Here is a 15,275-nt window from a genome sequence, read left to right on the forward strand (position 1 = left end):
GCTAAGTATAAAATTTTATTGCATACCGGATCACCTGTATTGCAGAGTTACATATAGAAATAGGATAATCAGAGGATAATATGCCGCAGATAAACGAGAAAACATGGATAATTATAGCAGTAGTAATTGCGCTTATAGGATCGCTGATCTACAATATCATTTCAGCAAAAAAGCTGAAAAAGAAAAGACAACAGTTTACAAGAAGTATTCAGTCTTCGTATACGCATATGAAGACGATCGAGGATACCAATAAAAAGATATATGAGATTTCAAATGAGATCAATGAACTGATCAGAGAACAGAAAGACACCAAAGGATATATAGAAAAAAAGAAGAAGGAGATCGAACAGATCAGACAGATGATTGTGACAAATGACACGATCCTTGACTGCACGATCTCAGATAAGCGGGATCTTGCAACAGAAAAACAGATCGCATTTACCTATAATATCCCGACCGGTTTACCGGAGATTCAGATGGAAGATGTCGACAAGATCCGTCTGTTTGCCAATCTGTTAGACAATGCGATAGAAGCAGCCGAGTCTGTACCGGCACAGGATATAAATGGGAAAAATAAAAGATACATACATATATCGATATTGAATCGTGGAAGCAACTTCTTTGTTACCATTGAAAATTCCAAAAGAACGGAGATTTCTGTTACAGAAAATCAATTCCATACAACAAAACTCGATGCAGAAAACCATGGCAGGGGTGTCCGGATTATCCGTCAGATCGTCGCCAAATACGATGGCACGGTCGAGTTTACCGACAAGGGCGATACCTTCGAAGTCGCGGTTATGTTGTAAATGGCATCTTTTTTGTTCGTAAAAGAGTTTCATCTGTGATATACTAAATCCGTTGCCACCCCTATATAGGCACAGAAAGGGGGGTTGACTTACGGAAGTGTTAGTATCGTTTATTATCTCTGTTATGGCAAGTGTAGTTGCCTACTACATATGCAAATGGTTGGACGGAGACAAATAATCGGCAACCAGCCTAAGGTTTAAGCCACCTTTGCCGAAACGGAATAGAAAAAGCCATGAGTGGCATCTCATGGCTTTTTTGTTGCCCTTACGGACTGTTAATATCGTTTTTGCCTAAACACAATATATCATATGCTCCGGTTAAAATCAAGTATTCCCTTTTTTATCAGAAATATTGTTATTTGCAGAATTTTATTTTCTGAAACATATGAAAGCAACTAGATAGTGAGAATAGAACGGGAGTGTTCTGCGGCATGAATGGATACAAGCGCATGTCATATAGTTGTCTTGTCGTTAGTTTACAACATAGCGTGCTCGGAAATGTATTTCAGGTAGGCGGCTTTGATCGGCTTGGCGTAACGCCTGCCGACAGGCAGTTTAACACCGTCAGTCAGTTCAATCTCCTGTGAGGCGGCATTTTTAACATATTCAAGATTCACCACAAAAGAACTGTGGCATTGTGAGAAACAGGCAGGAAGACGCTTACTTACAGCCTGAATGGATTCGTATACTTTGTACGATTTTTGTTCATTTGTATAGATAATGATCTCCCGCCCGATTCGTTCGATATATGTGATCGAATCGCAGGGGAGTGTATAGCGTTTGCGATTGGAAGTAATATCCAGAAATCGAGTCTTGCGTTCGACAGTAAGCCGGACTGCTTTATCGAGGGCTTTTGGCAGATATCTTTGTATGGAATCCTTCGTAACATAATATATATGACGGACTTCATAAGAGTCAGAGATATAATCGGTATGGCTGGTAAGAAAAATAACTGCACATTGCGGGCATCGCTGGTTGATCGCAGAAGCGAGGTCGATACCATTTAATTCGCCCATCTCAATATCTAAAATGGCAATATCATAGTCGAGCATATCATTTTCAAGCAACTTCTTTAGTTCTTCCGGTTTGTAAGGATTGATCACGGATGTAAATGCTGTGTAAGTATTCAGACAGGAATGTACGAAGGTTGTTGTTTCTTTTAATTGTAAATCCGAATCATCGCATAATAAAAGTTTTAAGTCCATATTTGTTGCCCCCTGCAAATAGTAATTCCCAAGAAGAATTATTTCTAATTAACTGGTAATATTATAGTAAATTTGTTAATATAAGACAAGAAAAAAGTCAGAAAATGGATGCGGGATACAGTGGCCGGAACATAGAAGGTGAGATAATAAATGAACATATGGACATTCCTGCAGGTGCTCGGAGCAGCCCTGATCACGGCATTACAATTTAATATTTATCTGGGTGCTTATATGGGAATGGATCGTGGAAGAAGAGACCGGATCTATCTGGGATTGAATATTTTAAATATGTTTTTCCTCCGCGTTTTAATAAATACAAGTATACAGCTTGATGCACCGGTATGGTTTCGCACCATCGTCTATACTTTTGGATTTGCGATGATGCTTGTAGGTGTCGTATTATACCGTAAAGAGCGCATGGTTATAAATTTGGTATCATTTATGGTGGGTATTATGACATTTGATCTTGTTACGGTGACGATGTCAGCAGTGATCGAGGAGCTGTTTGGATATGCATATAATGATACACCGGTATTATACAGTGCAAAGGCATTGCTTGTCTGGCTTGGGGTAGAAGCCTTGCGTGAGGGCATAGGAACGATCATTGAAGTCTGGTTTATGCGGACATTTATGCCATACGGGAAGTTCCGGAGACAATCATTTGCCAGAAGCATGGTGTGGATTCTGGCTGTTGGAACCGGATATATGATGTTGGTCGTGTATTTTGTGACTATGGTAAAAGAGGTTAATCTGATGTCACAGTTTATAGCACTGGGAATCTGGGCATCTGCTTTTATAGTTACGTATCATCTGTATACGATCGTATATAATAGCTATCAAAGAAAAATGATACGTTTTCTGGAAGCAAAGATGAAGCAGCAGAAAGAGGATTATGAGAAGCTTCTGGCTGATTACAACAGGCTGCGGGATATCAAGCATGATCTGTATAATTATGTGCATATACTTGATCTGGCAGGAGATGTCCGGAAGGAACAGGAGCAGATCAGACAGTTACAGGAGGATCTGAAACCGGGAAAACAGAAGGAGTATATAAAATACACAGATCATTCAATCCTGAATCTGGCATTAAATAATGTTACATCTGTCTGTGAGGGTGCAGGTATTCATCCGGAAGTTGCAGCAGAAGAAATTCAGATTGATACAAATGTAGAACTCGACATGGGATATCTGATCGAGCGGATGGTACATAATGTTATTTTGTTGAATGAAGATCAGGGAGAGAATAAGCAGGATTCCATATCAGAGTCATTGCCCCGGACACTTCGGATTCAGATCGCACCATCGGAATCCTCAGATGGAAATATTCAGGTTGTGCTTAAGGGTATCGGACTTCGCATGAAGGGTATTGAGATGAATTCAGATAACAGAAAGGAGATACGGAATAATAAGCAGATCATCCAGTTTATTATGGAGCGGCATGAGGGATTCCAGTGGAATAACAGGAAAGAATCTCATCTGTATCTGACCGCATGAGCAGAGACCCGTATCCGGAATTTGTAGAAATATGTCGATTACGACGGAAACATTGCAGATTACGACAGGTTTATTGTATCTGATAAATGTTTTGATATAATAACTTCATAGATATATCGAAAACCGATATATTATTGAGTGGGAAAGTTCATAATATATGCATTTATGTCAGAGAGGACATATATTTTTCAGCCCAATCAGCTCTCCTTGCTGCAAGATTGTGGAAACTCAGAATGAGTGCAGTAGATTATGGTTGCAAAATATGAAAAGCATACATTGGAACGGATGAAGGAAGATCTGATAGTTGTACCGAGAAACGCAGGTATCAGGTCTTCTTTTTTTAGCCTTTTACCATGCCTTAACCGTAAAACGTGCTACAATATATATTGTGACAGTTTAGAATATGCATATATAATAATGCTTGTCAAAATTGATTGAAATGGATACGATTGTTATAACAGATTACAAAAAGATACAGCGGAGAAAATGATGAACAGATTCCTGAATTTTACAAAGAATTTTTTAATTACGGCAGCGATATTGGTATGTGGATTTTTGTTGTCCCTGTTTATGCAGAAGGAGTGGGGAAATCAGACTTTGATACCCTCTATTTTTCTGTTGGATGTATTTCTGGTATCCGTTGTCACAGATGGTTTCTTATATGGTGCGGTCGCATCTGTCATCAGCATTCTGGCGGTAAATTATGCATTTACATTTCCTTATTTTAAGATTAATTTTACGATTCCGGAAAATATGATCTCTGCCGTTATCATGATAGCTATTGCAGTTATTACCTGCGGATTTACAAATAAGCTGAAGAGTCAGGAACAGTTAAAGGCAGAGAGTGAGCAGGAGAAGATGCGGGCAAACCTGCTCCGATCCGTATCCCATGATTTTCGGACACCGCTTACAACGATTTATGGTGCAAGCTCTGCAATGTTAGATGACAAGAATGAATTTACGGAGGAGCAGAAGAAAAGTATGCTTCGCGGAATCAAACAGGATGCGCAATGGCTGTCACGAATGGTTGAGAATATGTTATCGATTACCAGACTGGATGGAAAAAATGTTAAGATCATTAAGATCCCGATCGCGCTGGATGAGCTGTTAGATTCTGTCCTGGTTAAGTTCAATAAACGGTATGAAGATCAGAATGTTGAGATTGACATTCCGGATGAACTGATCATGATTCCGATGGATGCGATCTTAGTCGAGCAGTTGATCCTGAATCTATTAGAAAATGCAGTTCAGCATGCAGAGGGAATGAGTAAGCTTGGGCTTCGTGTATATACGAGTGGGCATTTTGCAGTATTTGAGATCCGGGACAACGGATGTGGTATTCCGGTTGACAAGGTAAAGGATATATTTGCAGGGAAGCTGGTTTATGGTGAATCAGGACTTGACAGCAGTAAGAAAAATGCAGGGATCGGATTGTCGGTATGTACCACGATCGTAAAAGCCCATGGTGGTGAGATCTCTGCGGAGAATCTGCAGGATGGCGGTGCTGTTGTGCGGTTTACATTGGATATGGAGGAAACTGAGAATGATTAATAACAGATATAAGATATTGATAATTGAAGACGAAGAACATATTAATAATCTGATCAGTGCGCTGATGGAAGCAAATGGATATCAGGCTGTTTCCGCATATTCCTGTCGGGGGGGACAGATGATGTTTGCATCCCATCGTCCTGATCTGGTCATTCTGGATCTGGGATTGCCGGATCGGGATGGAATGACATTTTTAAGGGAAGTGCGGCAATCATCATTTACACCGATCATCGTTTTATCGGCACGTTCTGATGAGAGGGATAAAGTAGAGGCACTCAATGAGGGTGCAAATGATTATGTAACCAAGCCATTCAGTTCAAATGAACTGGTAGCAAGGGTACGTTCAGCACTCCGTATCGCTACGCATCGGGCAGAGGACGGATTGCGGCCGGGTGGAAGGTTCGAGGTTGGAGAGCTGGTTATCAATTATGATGCAAGACTGGTTACGATCGCCGGAAATGAAGTGAAGCTGACACAGACAGAATATAATATTGTAGCGTTGTTATCCGAGCATGCAGGTAAGATGCTGACCTACAGTTTTATCATCAACGAGATCTGGGGATATAATGATTCGGGAAGCCGGAAGAAGCTGCAGGTGAATATGGCGAATATCCGAAAGAAGTTCGGTGCAGTTCCCGGTAAGGAGAATTACATAACGAATGAATTAGGGGTCGGATACCGGATGTGCGATTCATAGAAAAGAATTCTGAAACTCTACAGCATTCGGTCACGGGGATGGCGCTTGTTATAAATAACGTGCTGCGATTTCTGTTCTCTGGACATTGCCCTATTCGTAAATACTCCTGTGCTAACTCGCTTCACACGGACAAGCACTCGTATTTACCGGCAATGTGCAGTTCACAACGAAATCTCGCAATGTTATTTTATAACAAGCACCATCCCCGTGACCGAGTGCTGTAGAGTTTTTTGTATAAGTAGATAATTGACTATAAGAGAAAGATTTTATGTTTTTTTAATATAAAATACAGGAAGTGGTGTTGACACATTCTTTTTTTTGAACTAAAATGTAGCGTGCTACACATGAAAAAAGATGTATAGTATGTATAAGATATGCAAGCTATATAACATTAAATGTAAGAGCATTTTCCGAAAATTATACATAGCTGTAAATAAAAGAAAGGAACCGTAATGGAACAGGAAAAGGATATGGATGCAGATCGAAAGCTGCCGTGTGGTCCGGAGAAGGACATCGGTTATTATATTAAGCGGATCAATGATAAGCTGAAGGCCGGATTTGACGCATATTTATGTGACGTGGATCTGACCAGTTCACAGGCAAGAGTGATTGAATATGTGTACTGGAATGGTGGAATGGTGACACAGAAGGAGATCGAGGTATTTCTGGATGTAGCGCATCCGACAGTTGTCGGCATCGTGAACCGTCTGGAAAAGAAAGGTTATCTGAACTGTCATCTGGATGAGAATAACAAACGAAATAAGATGGTATGCAGCACCTGTGAAGCTGAAAAACTGCTCAATAAAATGTATGAAGGCAGGAGAGCTGCGGAACAGAGACTGCTTCATTCTTTTTCAGAGAATGAGGTGGCGCAGGCGAAAAAGCTGCTTGAAAAATTATATGAAAATATCAGATAAAGAAAGAAGGAGGACGTATGATCAGAAAATTATTAAAAAGTTTGCGGGAATATAAGAAGCCGACACTGCTTACGATATTCTGTGCAGCAATTGAAGTAGTATTTGAGATTTTAATTCCACTTTGTATGTCTGATCTGTTGGATTTTGGTATCGAAGGTGGAAAGATGAGTATTGTCGTAAAGGATGGAACATGGCTGATTGTGCTTGCAGCCTTACAGCTTTTAACAGGTGTGCTTGCAGCAGTTCTCGGTGCGAAAGCGTCAGCAGGATTTTCCGCAAATCTGCGACAGGATATCTATGATAATGTCCAGACATTTTCATTTTCTAACATAGATAAGTTTTCCACTTCATCTATCGTAACAAGACTGACCACAGACGTAACGAATATTCAGAACGCATATCAGATGATCATTCGTATTGCAGTCAGAGGACCGATCATGCTGATCTTTTCCGTGATCGTTTCCTTTACGATCAATGCAAAACTGGCATGGATATTCCTGATCGTTATTCCATTTATGGGATTCGGTCTGATATTTATAGCAACCAAGGTACACCCGATCTTCGAACGGGTATTCCACAAATATGACGGTTTAAATAATATCGTTCAGGAAAATGTAAAGGGAATGCGGGTTGTCAAATCCTTTAATTCGCAGGAAGCCGAGATCGGCAAATTCAAACATGCATCAGGTGATATCTATAAGGATTTTGTAAAGGCAGAAAGAATCCTGGCATTTAACTCTCCTTTGATGCAGTTCTTCATGTATGGATGTATGATCGCAATTTCATGGATCGGTGCAAAAGCCATTGTGGCAAGCGGAAATAACGAAGCACTTGGACTTACGACCGGTAAGTTGACTGCACTTATCACATATGCGATGCAGATATTGATGGCACTTATGATGTTATCAATGGTATTTGTCATGATCATGATATCCAGATCTTCAACGGAACGTATCGTTGAGGTGCTTGAGGAGACAACTACGATACAGAATCCGGAGAACCCGGTTCAGACTGTTGCAGATGGTTCGATCGTGTATGATCATGTGGATTTCTCTTACAGCAAACGGGCAGATAAGAAAGTTATTGACGGAGCAGATCTTAAGATCCGATCCGGTGAGACTGTTGGTATTATCGGTGGAACCGGTTCATCGAAGTCTTCCTTTGTCCAGTTGATCCCTCGTCTGTATGATGTGACAGGCGGAACACTTATGGTCGGTGGCGTGGATGTCCGCAAATATGACCTGCAGGTGCTTCGTGATGCAGTTGCAATGGTTCTTCAGAAGAATGAACTGTTTTCAGGGACGATAAAAGAGAACCTCCGCTGGGGAAATGAACAGGCGACGGATGAAGAAGTAAAAGAAGCCTGCCGTCTTGCCTGCGCGGATGAATTCGTTGAGGCGATGCCGGATGGATATGATACCTATATTGAACAGGGTGGAACAAATGTCTCCGGTGGACAGAAGCAGCGTCTTTGTATTGCGCGGGCACTTCTTAAGAAACCGAAGATATTGATCCTCGATGATTCGACCAGTGCGGTTGATACAAAGACCGATGCGATGATCCAGAAAGCATTTGCCGAATACCTGCCGGACACGACCAAGATCATCATTGCGCAGAGAATTTCCTCTGTTCAGCACGCAGATAAGATCGTGGTATTGGATGATGGTAAGATCATGGATGTAGGTACGCATGAAGAATTGATCGTAAAGAGTCCGATCTACAGAGAAGTATATGAATCACAGCAGAAGGGAGGCGGTCAGGATGAGTAAACAGAAGAAACAGATGAACGCACCCGACAGAGAGCAGGGCAGCAGGGTCAATAAAAATACAGCCAAACGGCTGCTGTCCTATATCGGAGCATATAAGAAGACGCTGGTTGTTGTATTTATCTGTATTATCTTAAGTGCACTTGCAAGTGTAGCGTCGGCAATGTTTATCGAGATACTGATCGATGATTATATCATCCCGATCCTTGCAATGGATCATCCGGTCTATACCGGGCTGATCAAGGCACTTTGCATGGTAGGCGTTATTTACCTGATCGGTGTATTTTCTACATGGTTTTATAACTACCTGATGGTAGGGATCGCACAGGGAACTCTGAAAACCATACGAGATGAGATGTTCGAGAAGATGCAGAGCCTGCCAATCCGTTATTTTGATACGCATACACACGGAGATATCATGAGCTGCTATACCAACGATACTGATACGCTCCGCCAGATGATCGCACAGTCCCTTTCACAGATGATCTCATCGATATGTACGGTTGTTGCGGTATTCTGCTGTATGTTATATCAGAGCATTTATCTGACACTGATCGTTGTCGTGATGCTGTTCTTTATCATGAAGCTGGTGAAGGTCATCGGTGGCAAGAGTGGATTTTATTTTATAAAACAGCAGCAGACACTTGGTGCATTAGATGGTTATATCGAGGAAATGGTCAATGGCCAGAAGGTTGTTAAGGTATTCTGCCACGAAGAGAAAGCCAGAGAAGATTTCCAGAAAAAGAATCAGGAATGGCAGCAGGCAGCAGCCAGTGCAAATGGTTATGCAAGCGGAATGATGCCGATGATGAATGCACTTGGTTATGTGCAGTATGTAGTTGTAGCGGTTGTTGGAGCATGGCTTGCGATCTCCGGTGCAACGAATCTGACGCTGGTCGGAACGAATACAGCCACTCTTGGTATGATCGCATCCTTCCTTACGTTGTCGAAGAACTTTACCAATCCGATCTCACAGCTTTCGAATCAGTTTAATGCGATCGTAACGGCACTTGCAGGCGCGGAACGTATCTTTAAGCTGATCGATGAAGAACCGGAAGTGGATAATGGTTATGTAACACTTGCAAATGTCAAAGAGGAAAATGGTGAGCTGGTGGAAGTGAAAGAACGAACCGGAATCTGGGCATGGAAGCATCCACATGAGGATGGCAGTCTTACTTACCAGAGATTAGAGGGCGATATCGTTCTGGATCATGTGGATTTCAGCTACAATCCGGACAAACAGATTCTGCGTGATGTGACGCTCTATGCGAAACCGGGTCAGAAGATCGCATTTGTAGGTGCTACCGGAGCAGGAAAAACGACGATCACCAATCTGATCAATCGTTTCTATGATATAGACGATGGTAAGATCCGGTATGACGGAATCAATATTAATAAGATCCGCAAGAAGGATCTGCGGGCATCTCTCGGTATCGTATTACAGGAGGTCAATCTGTTTACCGGAACGGTTATGGAGAACCTGAAATATGGAAATCCAAATGCCACGGATGAGGAATGTATTGCAGCCGCCAAGCTTGCGAATGCGCATAATTTCATTATGATGCTGCCAAATGGTTATGACACGGTGCTTGCCGGAGATGGAAGCGGATTGTCACAGGGACAGCGGCAGTTGATCTCGATCGCAAGAGCAGCCGTATCCAATCCGCCGGTTATGATATTGGATGAAGCAACCTCCTCGATCGATACAAGAACGGAGGCGATGGTTCAGCAGGGAATGGACCGGCTGATGGAAGGCAGAACCGTATTTGTCATTGCACATCGTTTGTCTACAGTTAAGAATTCGGATGTTATCATGGTACTGGATCATGGCGCAGTCATTGAACGTGGTACACATGAGGATCTGATCGCAAAGAAAGGAACCTATTACCAGCTTTATACCGGAGCATTTGAATTGGAGTGATAAATAGTAAAAACTCTACTGTTACCTGTCTCTGGTAGTTGCTCTTATTATAAATAACGTGCTGCGATTTCTGTTCACTGCATATGCCTGATTCGTAAATACTCCTGTGCTAACTCGCGTTCGGTTGAGCGGAGCACTTAGTGAAGACGAGCGTTAGCGTAGTTTGAGGTTAGTGTAGCTTACTCTGATCCGGCAACAACGAAATCTCGCAATATTATTTTATAATAAGCATAATACCCAGCCCTAGGAAGCAGTAGAGTTTTTTGCTATTTTTAGGCAGGCGGTAAATGGTGGATAGCGTATTGATTATAGCATGACTAGGTTTGCTATAAGAGAAAGTTATAACGAATTCTAATATTTATGTATTGTATTTTAGTTGGAATTTGTTATATAATTCATACATTCCGAATAGGAATAGTAAGATAATGATGCGCAGAAACAAAAATTGTATTAAGTTTGAACACTTCGGATTACCAAGACAGAGGCATTTGAGTCCGCCGGTCCTTAGGTGGCGCTGTAAGCGGCAGCTTAGTACCGTTGCAGGACGAAACGAGCGGAAGCGTCCTCTGATTGGTAATGCCGAAAGTGTTCAAACATGATGATATTACGTTACGGCATTAGTAAAATATAAGAAGGAGGAAATGCCATGCGACAGGTATTATGCTTTGGTGATTCAAACACATATGGTTATGTGCCGGGAACGGCAGAACGCTATGACTGGGATACCAGATGGACCGGAATCGTAGGAACCGGACTGATGGAAAAGGGATATATTGTACAGGAGGAAGGGCTGTGTGGCAGAACTACAGTATTTGACGATCCGCTTCGTCCGGGCAGACGTGGCAGTGAACTCCTTCCGATCATATTAGAAACCCATAAGCCGGAAGATCTGATCATTTTAATGCTTGGAACAAATGACTGTAAGACATTTTATGGTGCAACGGCAGGTAGCATCGGACTGGGTATTCGTAAGCTGGTGCGACAGATCCGGGATGGTGCGCCAGCAGCAAAGATCCTTCTGATGTCACCAATCGCACTGGGCGAGAAGGTCTGGGATGGATTTGATCCGGAATTTGGAAAGAATTCTGTACAGGTGTCCAAAGAGCTGCCGGAGATTTACCGGCAGATTGCGGAAGAAGAAGGACTATATTATCTGGCGGCTTCTGATTATGCCGTACCATCGGAACGGGATCAGGAGCACATGGATGAAGAAGGACACAAGGCGCTGGCGGAAGCGGTACTGGAAAAGATTTCAGAGATTTTGTAATGTGAGTAAGGAGTACAGAGAGAAATTATGGCTGGGGAGACTGTAGACAGAAAAGAAGTATTAAAACAGGCATTTGTGAAGGCTCTGCCGATCACCGGAAGTTATCTCTTTGTCAGTATGGCATACGGACTCACGATGCAGGAAGCAGGACTGTCCTGGCTCTGGTCGCTGTTTACCAGCCTGACGGTATATACCGGTGCATTTCAGTTTGTGCTGGTAACATTCTTAAGCAGTGGGGCATCGATTCTCACGATCGCACTTACTGCGTTGTTTATGAATAGCAGGCAGTTCTTTTATGGACTGACATTTGTTGAAGATTTCAAGAAAATGGGTAAGCGTTATCCATATATGGTACACACAATGACGGATGAGACATATGCCGTCAATTGTTCCATGCTGTCTTCTGAGGTGATAAGAGATCGTAACGCAGAGAAGGCAAATGACCGGAAACGTAGATTTGATATTATGTTTTATGTGGCATTATTCAGTCGTATATCCTGGATGGTGGGCGCTGTGCTTGGCGGCATACTCGGTCAGATCCTTCCGGTGAAATTAGAGGGAATCGATTTCTGTATGACAGCGTTATTTATTACGATCGCGATCGATCAATGGAGAAGTGTGAAAGTGCATTTGCCGGCACTTGCCGGGTTTATCGGAGGTGTGCTGTTGCTTTTGTTAATAGGAAAAGATTATTTCCTTCTTCCAACTTTGATTCTGGTATCAGGTCTGTTGCTGATCTGTGAAAGAAAGGTGGAAGCTCATGAATGATCGATATGTATTGATCTGTATTCTTGTGTCGGCGGCAGCTACTTTATTTATGCGGGCACTCCCATTTACCATTCTTGGAAAAAGAAAACAAATCCCTGAGAAAATCCGGTATCTCGGACGAATCCTTCCGGCAACCATCATGGCGGTGTTGATCGTGTACTGCCTGAGGGAAGTACCGACCGAATTCTTAAGCGGCGGCTATAAGAAGTTGATCGCAGCCGCAGTTTGTGTCGTTCTTCATGTGTGGAAAAAGAATACATTTGTCAGCATCATAGGCAGTACGATTGTGTATATGTTATTATGAGCAATGACACCGAAAAAAAGGGCTGTCGCACCAATCACTTAGTGCGGCAGCCCTTTTTTGTAGTATCCGTTGTAACGAAATTACTTTGTTTTATACGATCACATTGTTGACAGCCCCTCTATTTTGTGATGGGGTTATCTATTCTAAGAATATGTCAATGAATAAGTATTATAGCGGGGGATTATTATGTAAAAATAATTATGTTGATGAACTTGCGCATTAGTGTTCTAACGCAGCAAGTTTAGCCTGTAATGCAGCAATTTCGGCATCCTTTTCGGACAAAGCGGCATCCTTCTCGGACAAAGCAGCATCTTTTTCAGATAAAGCAGCGTCCTTCTCAGATATTGTGGCATCTTTTTCTTCCAATGTTTTCTTCATCTGTTCAATCATATAATTAACAGTATTTTCATCCATCTTTTTTAATGCTTTTGAAAACATACTAATAACCTCCTCAGGGCGATACAGATATTCAGATATATCCTGGCATATAGATTCCATCCATGGATAGTTGGATATCAGTGTGGCAAGGTTGTCTGTAGAGTCCGCGGTTAGCAGAGACAACCATGCATTTAGTTCGTTGATATCTTTAGCATACTTGCTATTTTTAAATACGTCAAGGTTAACGACATAGTATTCCTGTAAAAGATTCAGATTTACACCAGTATCAAAAATGGTTCTGCCATGATGCAGATAGATATTTGCGAAACGGTCTTTCAGACATTCGTTTGGACTCTTTTCATACATAACAATTGTATAAACAGTTCTCATATCCTTATATGTGAAATCTTTCCCAAGTTTGCTTTTTACGCGTGTATATTGGCGAAGTAGTAGATCGGCGGAATAGCATGACATTCGCTCACCGGGAAATGTGTATGGATTTTTTTGTATTTCTACATTTGCGATAGAACCATCTTCTAACTGGACGATAATATCCAGAAGTAGGAGAGAAGTTGATGGAAGCATGCTGTTTTCATTTGACAGAATATATTTAATGGTTACATTTGTGCCGATAATACTGCTGATCAGTTGTGATAATCGTTCCGGGTATATATCCGGGTTGAAAATTTTTTTGAAAAATGGATCATAGGTTAGTGGCAGACTTTTTTTGCCTTCCATAAATTCCATAAAACGTTTTTTCCAGTCATCAGGCCAGTTCTTATATGTCCAATAAAGTTCTGGGTATTGTTTTAACTCTGTAAGGCATTCATCTTCCGTTCGTTGTGGAAAAAGCTGATAAATATTGAACGTTGTATGTTTGGTATTTGAGTTCTGTGAAGTGGTGTTTGTATCCTTATTATACATAAAAATTCCTCTTAATTTCCGGTACCTGATTTGTCGACATAACTACCATATCAGAAATAAAAGAGAAAAGTTCATAAATGTAATAAATGGTACTGTTTGATGTAACTTTTGGTAAGTAAATGTTTAAAAGGCGATATGCAAATATTTTTGCAAAAAAAACAAAAAAATTAAAAATGTTACTTATAATTTTTAGTAAATTACCAGTATTATATATATAGAACTTTCTATAAATTATATAAAAGAGAAAAGGAAGGAACAAATGAGAACAAAATACGATGAGTTTTACTTTGAAAATGACAGAAATTACCCCGCAGATACCTATTGGAACTTATATGATGAAAATAAGAAAGTGGCGATGAGAACATATGATGGGCACATATTTTGTCCATTGTGTAAATCAGCACCACTGACAGTTGCGCATGGCAACAAATTGAGATATTTTAAGGTTTCTGGATCAAATATGGAAAAGCATGCCGCCGATTGTTCGTATCGATATGATAAAGCAACAAAAAAAGAGGTATGTAGTTTTTATAGCGATTTAGATAACGATGACATAAATAATCGTTTAGTGAGCTGTATAAATAAAATGTTAAAAAAGGAAAGAACTAAAATAAACAATAGAAAAAATGTTGATTATAAAGGAAATGAAACGAGAAGAAATTTTTGTGACGTAATAGGAAAAGAAGGAAAAAATAAATATTTACCACACAAAAATTTTAATTGTGGGAATTTGGAAATTGATTTGGATGAACAGAAAATTTATTATGGCCGATGCTATTTGTATATTGTTAAATACATCCCCCAAAACGAAAATGAAGTAAAAATGTATTATCTAAAGGTGCTTAGTCCGAATAATAAAAAACAAATTTGTGAAGTTATTATATCGCCATACATATATAATTATTTGAGAAATGATTTGGCAGATGTTCCGATAGAAAAAAGGGATGCAGCAAAATATTATCTTTGTTTTGCCGGAATATTGGAAAAGACAAAATGGTCGTTTGCTTTAAAATTGAGAGATTCAAGATTGCTTGTTTTGGAAAAAGCATAGGATTTGATGCATACATTTGTATAAAAAGCTGGCATGAAAGTGTCAGATAAAAATTTCAATTTAATCTGGCACTTTAAGCCATGCAATGATTACAAATTTATTAAAACAGAAAATTTAAAAAACGCGACTTATGCGTTAGTGCTCCAGTGCAGCAAGTTTTGCCTGTAATGCAGCAATTTCAGCATCCTTCTCGGACAAAGCAGCATCTTTTTCAGATAAAGCA

13 protein-coding genes are annotated in these 15,275 nt (G+C 40.7%); 11 read left to right on the forward strand and 2 right to left on the reverse strand.

Translation table 11 applies throughout. The features are described from left to right. Window positions 1-80: 80 nt before the first annotated feature. Window positions 81-809: an ATP-binding protein gene (locus tag DWW43_RS01785; protein WP_008402334.1), complete on the forward strand. Its 729-nt coding sequence runs from the start codon at window positions 81-83 to the stop codon at window positions 807-809. A 476-nt stretch (window positions 810-1,285) separates the two neighbouring features. On the opposite strand, the gene DWW43_RS01790 is transcribed toward DWW43_RS01785, so the two are convergent. Next, window positions 1,286-2,014, reverse strand: a complete 729-nt coding sequence (locus DWW43_RS01790; protein ID WP_008402335.1) for a LytTR family DNA-binding domain-containing protein — start codon at window positions 2,012-2,014, stop codon at window positions 1,286-1,288. Window positions 2,015-2,164: 150 nt separating this feature from the next. On the opposite strand from DWW43_RS01790, the gene DWW43_RS01795 reads away from it, so the two are divergent. From DWW43_RS01795 to DWW43_RS01840, 9 genes are all read left to right on the forward strand, one after another. After that, entirely contained in the window at window positions 2,165-3,508 is a 1,344-nt protein-coding gene (locus DWW43_RS01795) for a hypothetical protein (RefSeq protein WP_119962565.1), read from the forward strand. 486 nt (window positions 3,509-3,994) lie between these two features. Then, window positions 3,995-5,059 (forward strand): DUF4118 domain-containing protein, encoded by a 1,065-nt coding sequence (locus tag DWW43_RS01805; RefSeq protein ID WP_119962567.1) that lies wholly within the window; start codon window positions 3,995-3,997, stop codon window positions 5,057-5,059. Further along, window positions 5,052-5,756 carry a response regulator transcription factor gene (locus DWW43_RS01810; RefSeq protein ID WP_008402338.1) on the forward strand — a complete coding sequence of 235 codons (705 nt, stop codon included), beginning with the start codon at window positions 5,052-5,054 and terminating at the stop codon, window positions 5,754-5,756. Before DWW43_RS01805 ends, DWW43_RS01810 begins: the two co-directional genes overlap by 8 nt. A gap of 452 nt (window positions 5,757-6,208) precedes the next feature. Beyond that, window positions 6,209-6,673, forward strand: a complete 465-nt coding sequence (locus DWW43_RS01815; RefSeq protein WP_008402340.1) for a MarR family transcriptional regulator — start codon at window positions 6,209-6,211, stop codon at window positions 6,671-6,673. A gap of 17 nt (window positions 6,674-6,690) precedes the next feature. Further along, complete coding sequence (locus DWW43_RS01820) at window positions 6,691-8,442, forward strand: ABC transporter ATP-binding protein (RefSeq protein ID WP_008402341.1); 1,752 nt, start codon at window positions 6,691-6,693, stop codon at window positions 8,440-8,442. A gap of 13 nt (window positions 8,443-8,455) precedes the next feature. After that, entirely contained in the window at window positions 8,456-10,360 is a 1,905-nt protein-coding gene (locus DWW43_RS01825; protein ID WP_044945930.1) for an ABC transporter ATP-binding protein, read from the forward strand. 646 nt (window positions 10,361-11,006) lie between these two features. Then, complete coding sequence (locus DWW43_RS01830) at window positions 11,007-11,627, forward strand: GDSL-type esterase/lipase family protein (RefSeq protein WP_008402344.1); 621 nt, start codon at window positions 11,007-11,009, stop codon at window positions 11,625-11,627. Between the two features lie 27 nt (window positions 11,628-11,654). Beyond that, window positions 11,655-12,395 (forward strand): AzlC family ABC transporter permease, encoded by a 741-nt coding sequence (locus DWW43_RS01835; protein WP_008402345.1) that lies wholly within the window; start codon window positions 11,655-11,657, stop codon window positions 12,393-12,395. Further along, on the forward strand, window positions 12,388-12,699 hold the full coding sequence (locus tag DWW43_RS01840; protein WP_008402346.1) for an AzlD domain-containing protein: 312 nt from the start codon (window positions 12,388-12,390) through the stop codon (window positions 12,697-12,699). Before DWW43_RS01835 ends, DWW43_RS01840 begins: the two co-directional genes overlap by 8 nt. A 219-nt stretch (window positions 12,700-12,918) precedes the next feature. Here DWW43_RS01840 and DWW43_RS01845 read toward each other — a convergent pair whose 3' ends face one another. After that, window positions 12,919-14,001 (reverse strand): PD-(D/E)XK nuclease family transposase, encoded by a 1,083-nt coding sequence (locus DWW43_RS01845; protein WP_119962568.1) that lies wholly within the window; start codon window positions 13,999-14,001, stop codon window positions 12,919-12,921. A 259-nt stretch (window positions 14,002-14,260) separates the two neighbouring features. Between DWW43_RS01845 and DWW43_RS12155 the strand changes: the two genes are divergently transcribed. Further along, window positions 14,261-15,052: a hypothetical protein gene (locus DWW43_RS12155; protein WP_207665984.1), complete on the forward strand. Its 792-nt coding sequence runs from the start codon at window positions 14,261-14,263 to the stop codon at window positions 15,050-15,052. The last annotated feature ends 223 nt before the right edge of the window (window positions 15,053-15,275 follow it).

This window comes from Clostridium sp. AF15-41, from assembly GCF_003604095.1.
Classification (GTDB): domain Bacteria; phylum Bacillota; class Clostridia; order Lachnospirales; family Lachnospiraceae; genus Coprococcus.

Coding starts and splice junctions, on each gene's coding strand:
- DWW43_RS12155 (WP_207665984.1), top strand. CDS start 14,261: ATGAGAACAAAATACGATGAGTTTTACTTTGAAAATGACAGAAATTAC.
- DWW43_RS01795 (WP_119962565.1), top strand. CDS start 2,165: ATGAACATATGGACATTCCTGCAGGTGCTCGGAGCAGCCCTGATCACG.
- DWW43_RS01805 (WP_119962567.1), top strand. CDS start 3,995: ATGATGAACAGATTCCTGAATTTTACAAAGAATTTTTTAATTACGGCA.
- DWW43_RS01810 (WP_008402338.1), top strand. CDS start 5,052: ATGATTAATAACAGATATAAGATATTGATAATTGAAGACGAAGAACAT.
- DWW43_RS01815 (WP_008402340.1), top strand. CDS start 6,209: ATGGAACAGGAAAAGGATATGGATGCAGATCGAAAGCTGCCGTGTGGT.
- DWW43_RS01840 (WP_008402346.1), top strand. CDS start 12,388: ATGAATGATCGATATGTATTGATCTGTATTCTTGTGTCGGCGGCAGCT.
- DWW43_RS01785 (WP_008402334.1), top strand. CDS start 81: ATGCCGCAGATAAACGAGAAAACATGGATAATTATAGCAGTAGTAATT.
- DWW43_RS01845 (WP_119962568.1), bottom strand. CDS start 14,001: ATGTATAATAAGGATACAAACACCACTTCACAGAACTCAAATACCAAA.
- DWW43_RS01790 (WP_008402335.1), bottom strand. CDS start 2,014: ATGGACTTAAAACTTTTATTATGCGATGATTCGGATTTACAATTAAAA.
- DWW43_RS01830 (WP_008402344.1), top strand. CDS start 11,007: ATGCGACAGGTATTATGCTTTGGTGATTCAAACACATATGGTTATGTG.
- DWW43_RS01835 (WP_008402345.1), top strand. CDS start 11,655: ATGGCTGGGGAGACTGTAGACAGAAAAGAAGTATTAAAACAGGCATTT.
- DWW43_RS01825 (WP_044945930.1), top strand. CDS start 8,456: ATGAACGCACCCGACAGAGAGCAGGGCAGCAGGGTCAATAAAAATACA.
- DWW43_RS01820 (WP_008402341.1), top strand. CDS start 6,691: ATGATCAGAAAATTATTAAAAAGTTTGCGGGAATATAAGAAGCCGACA.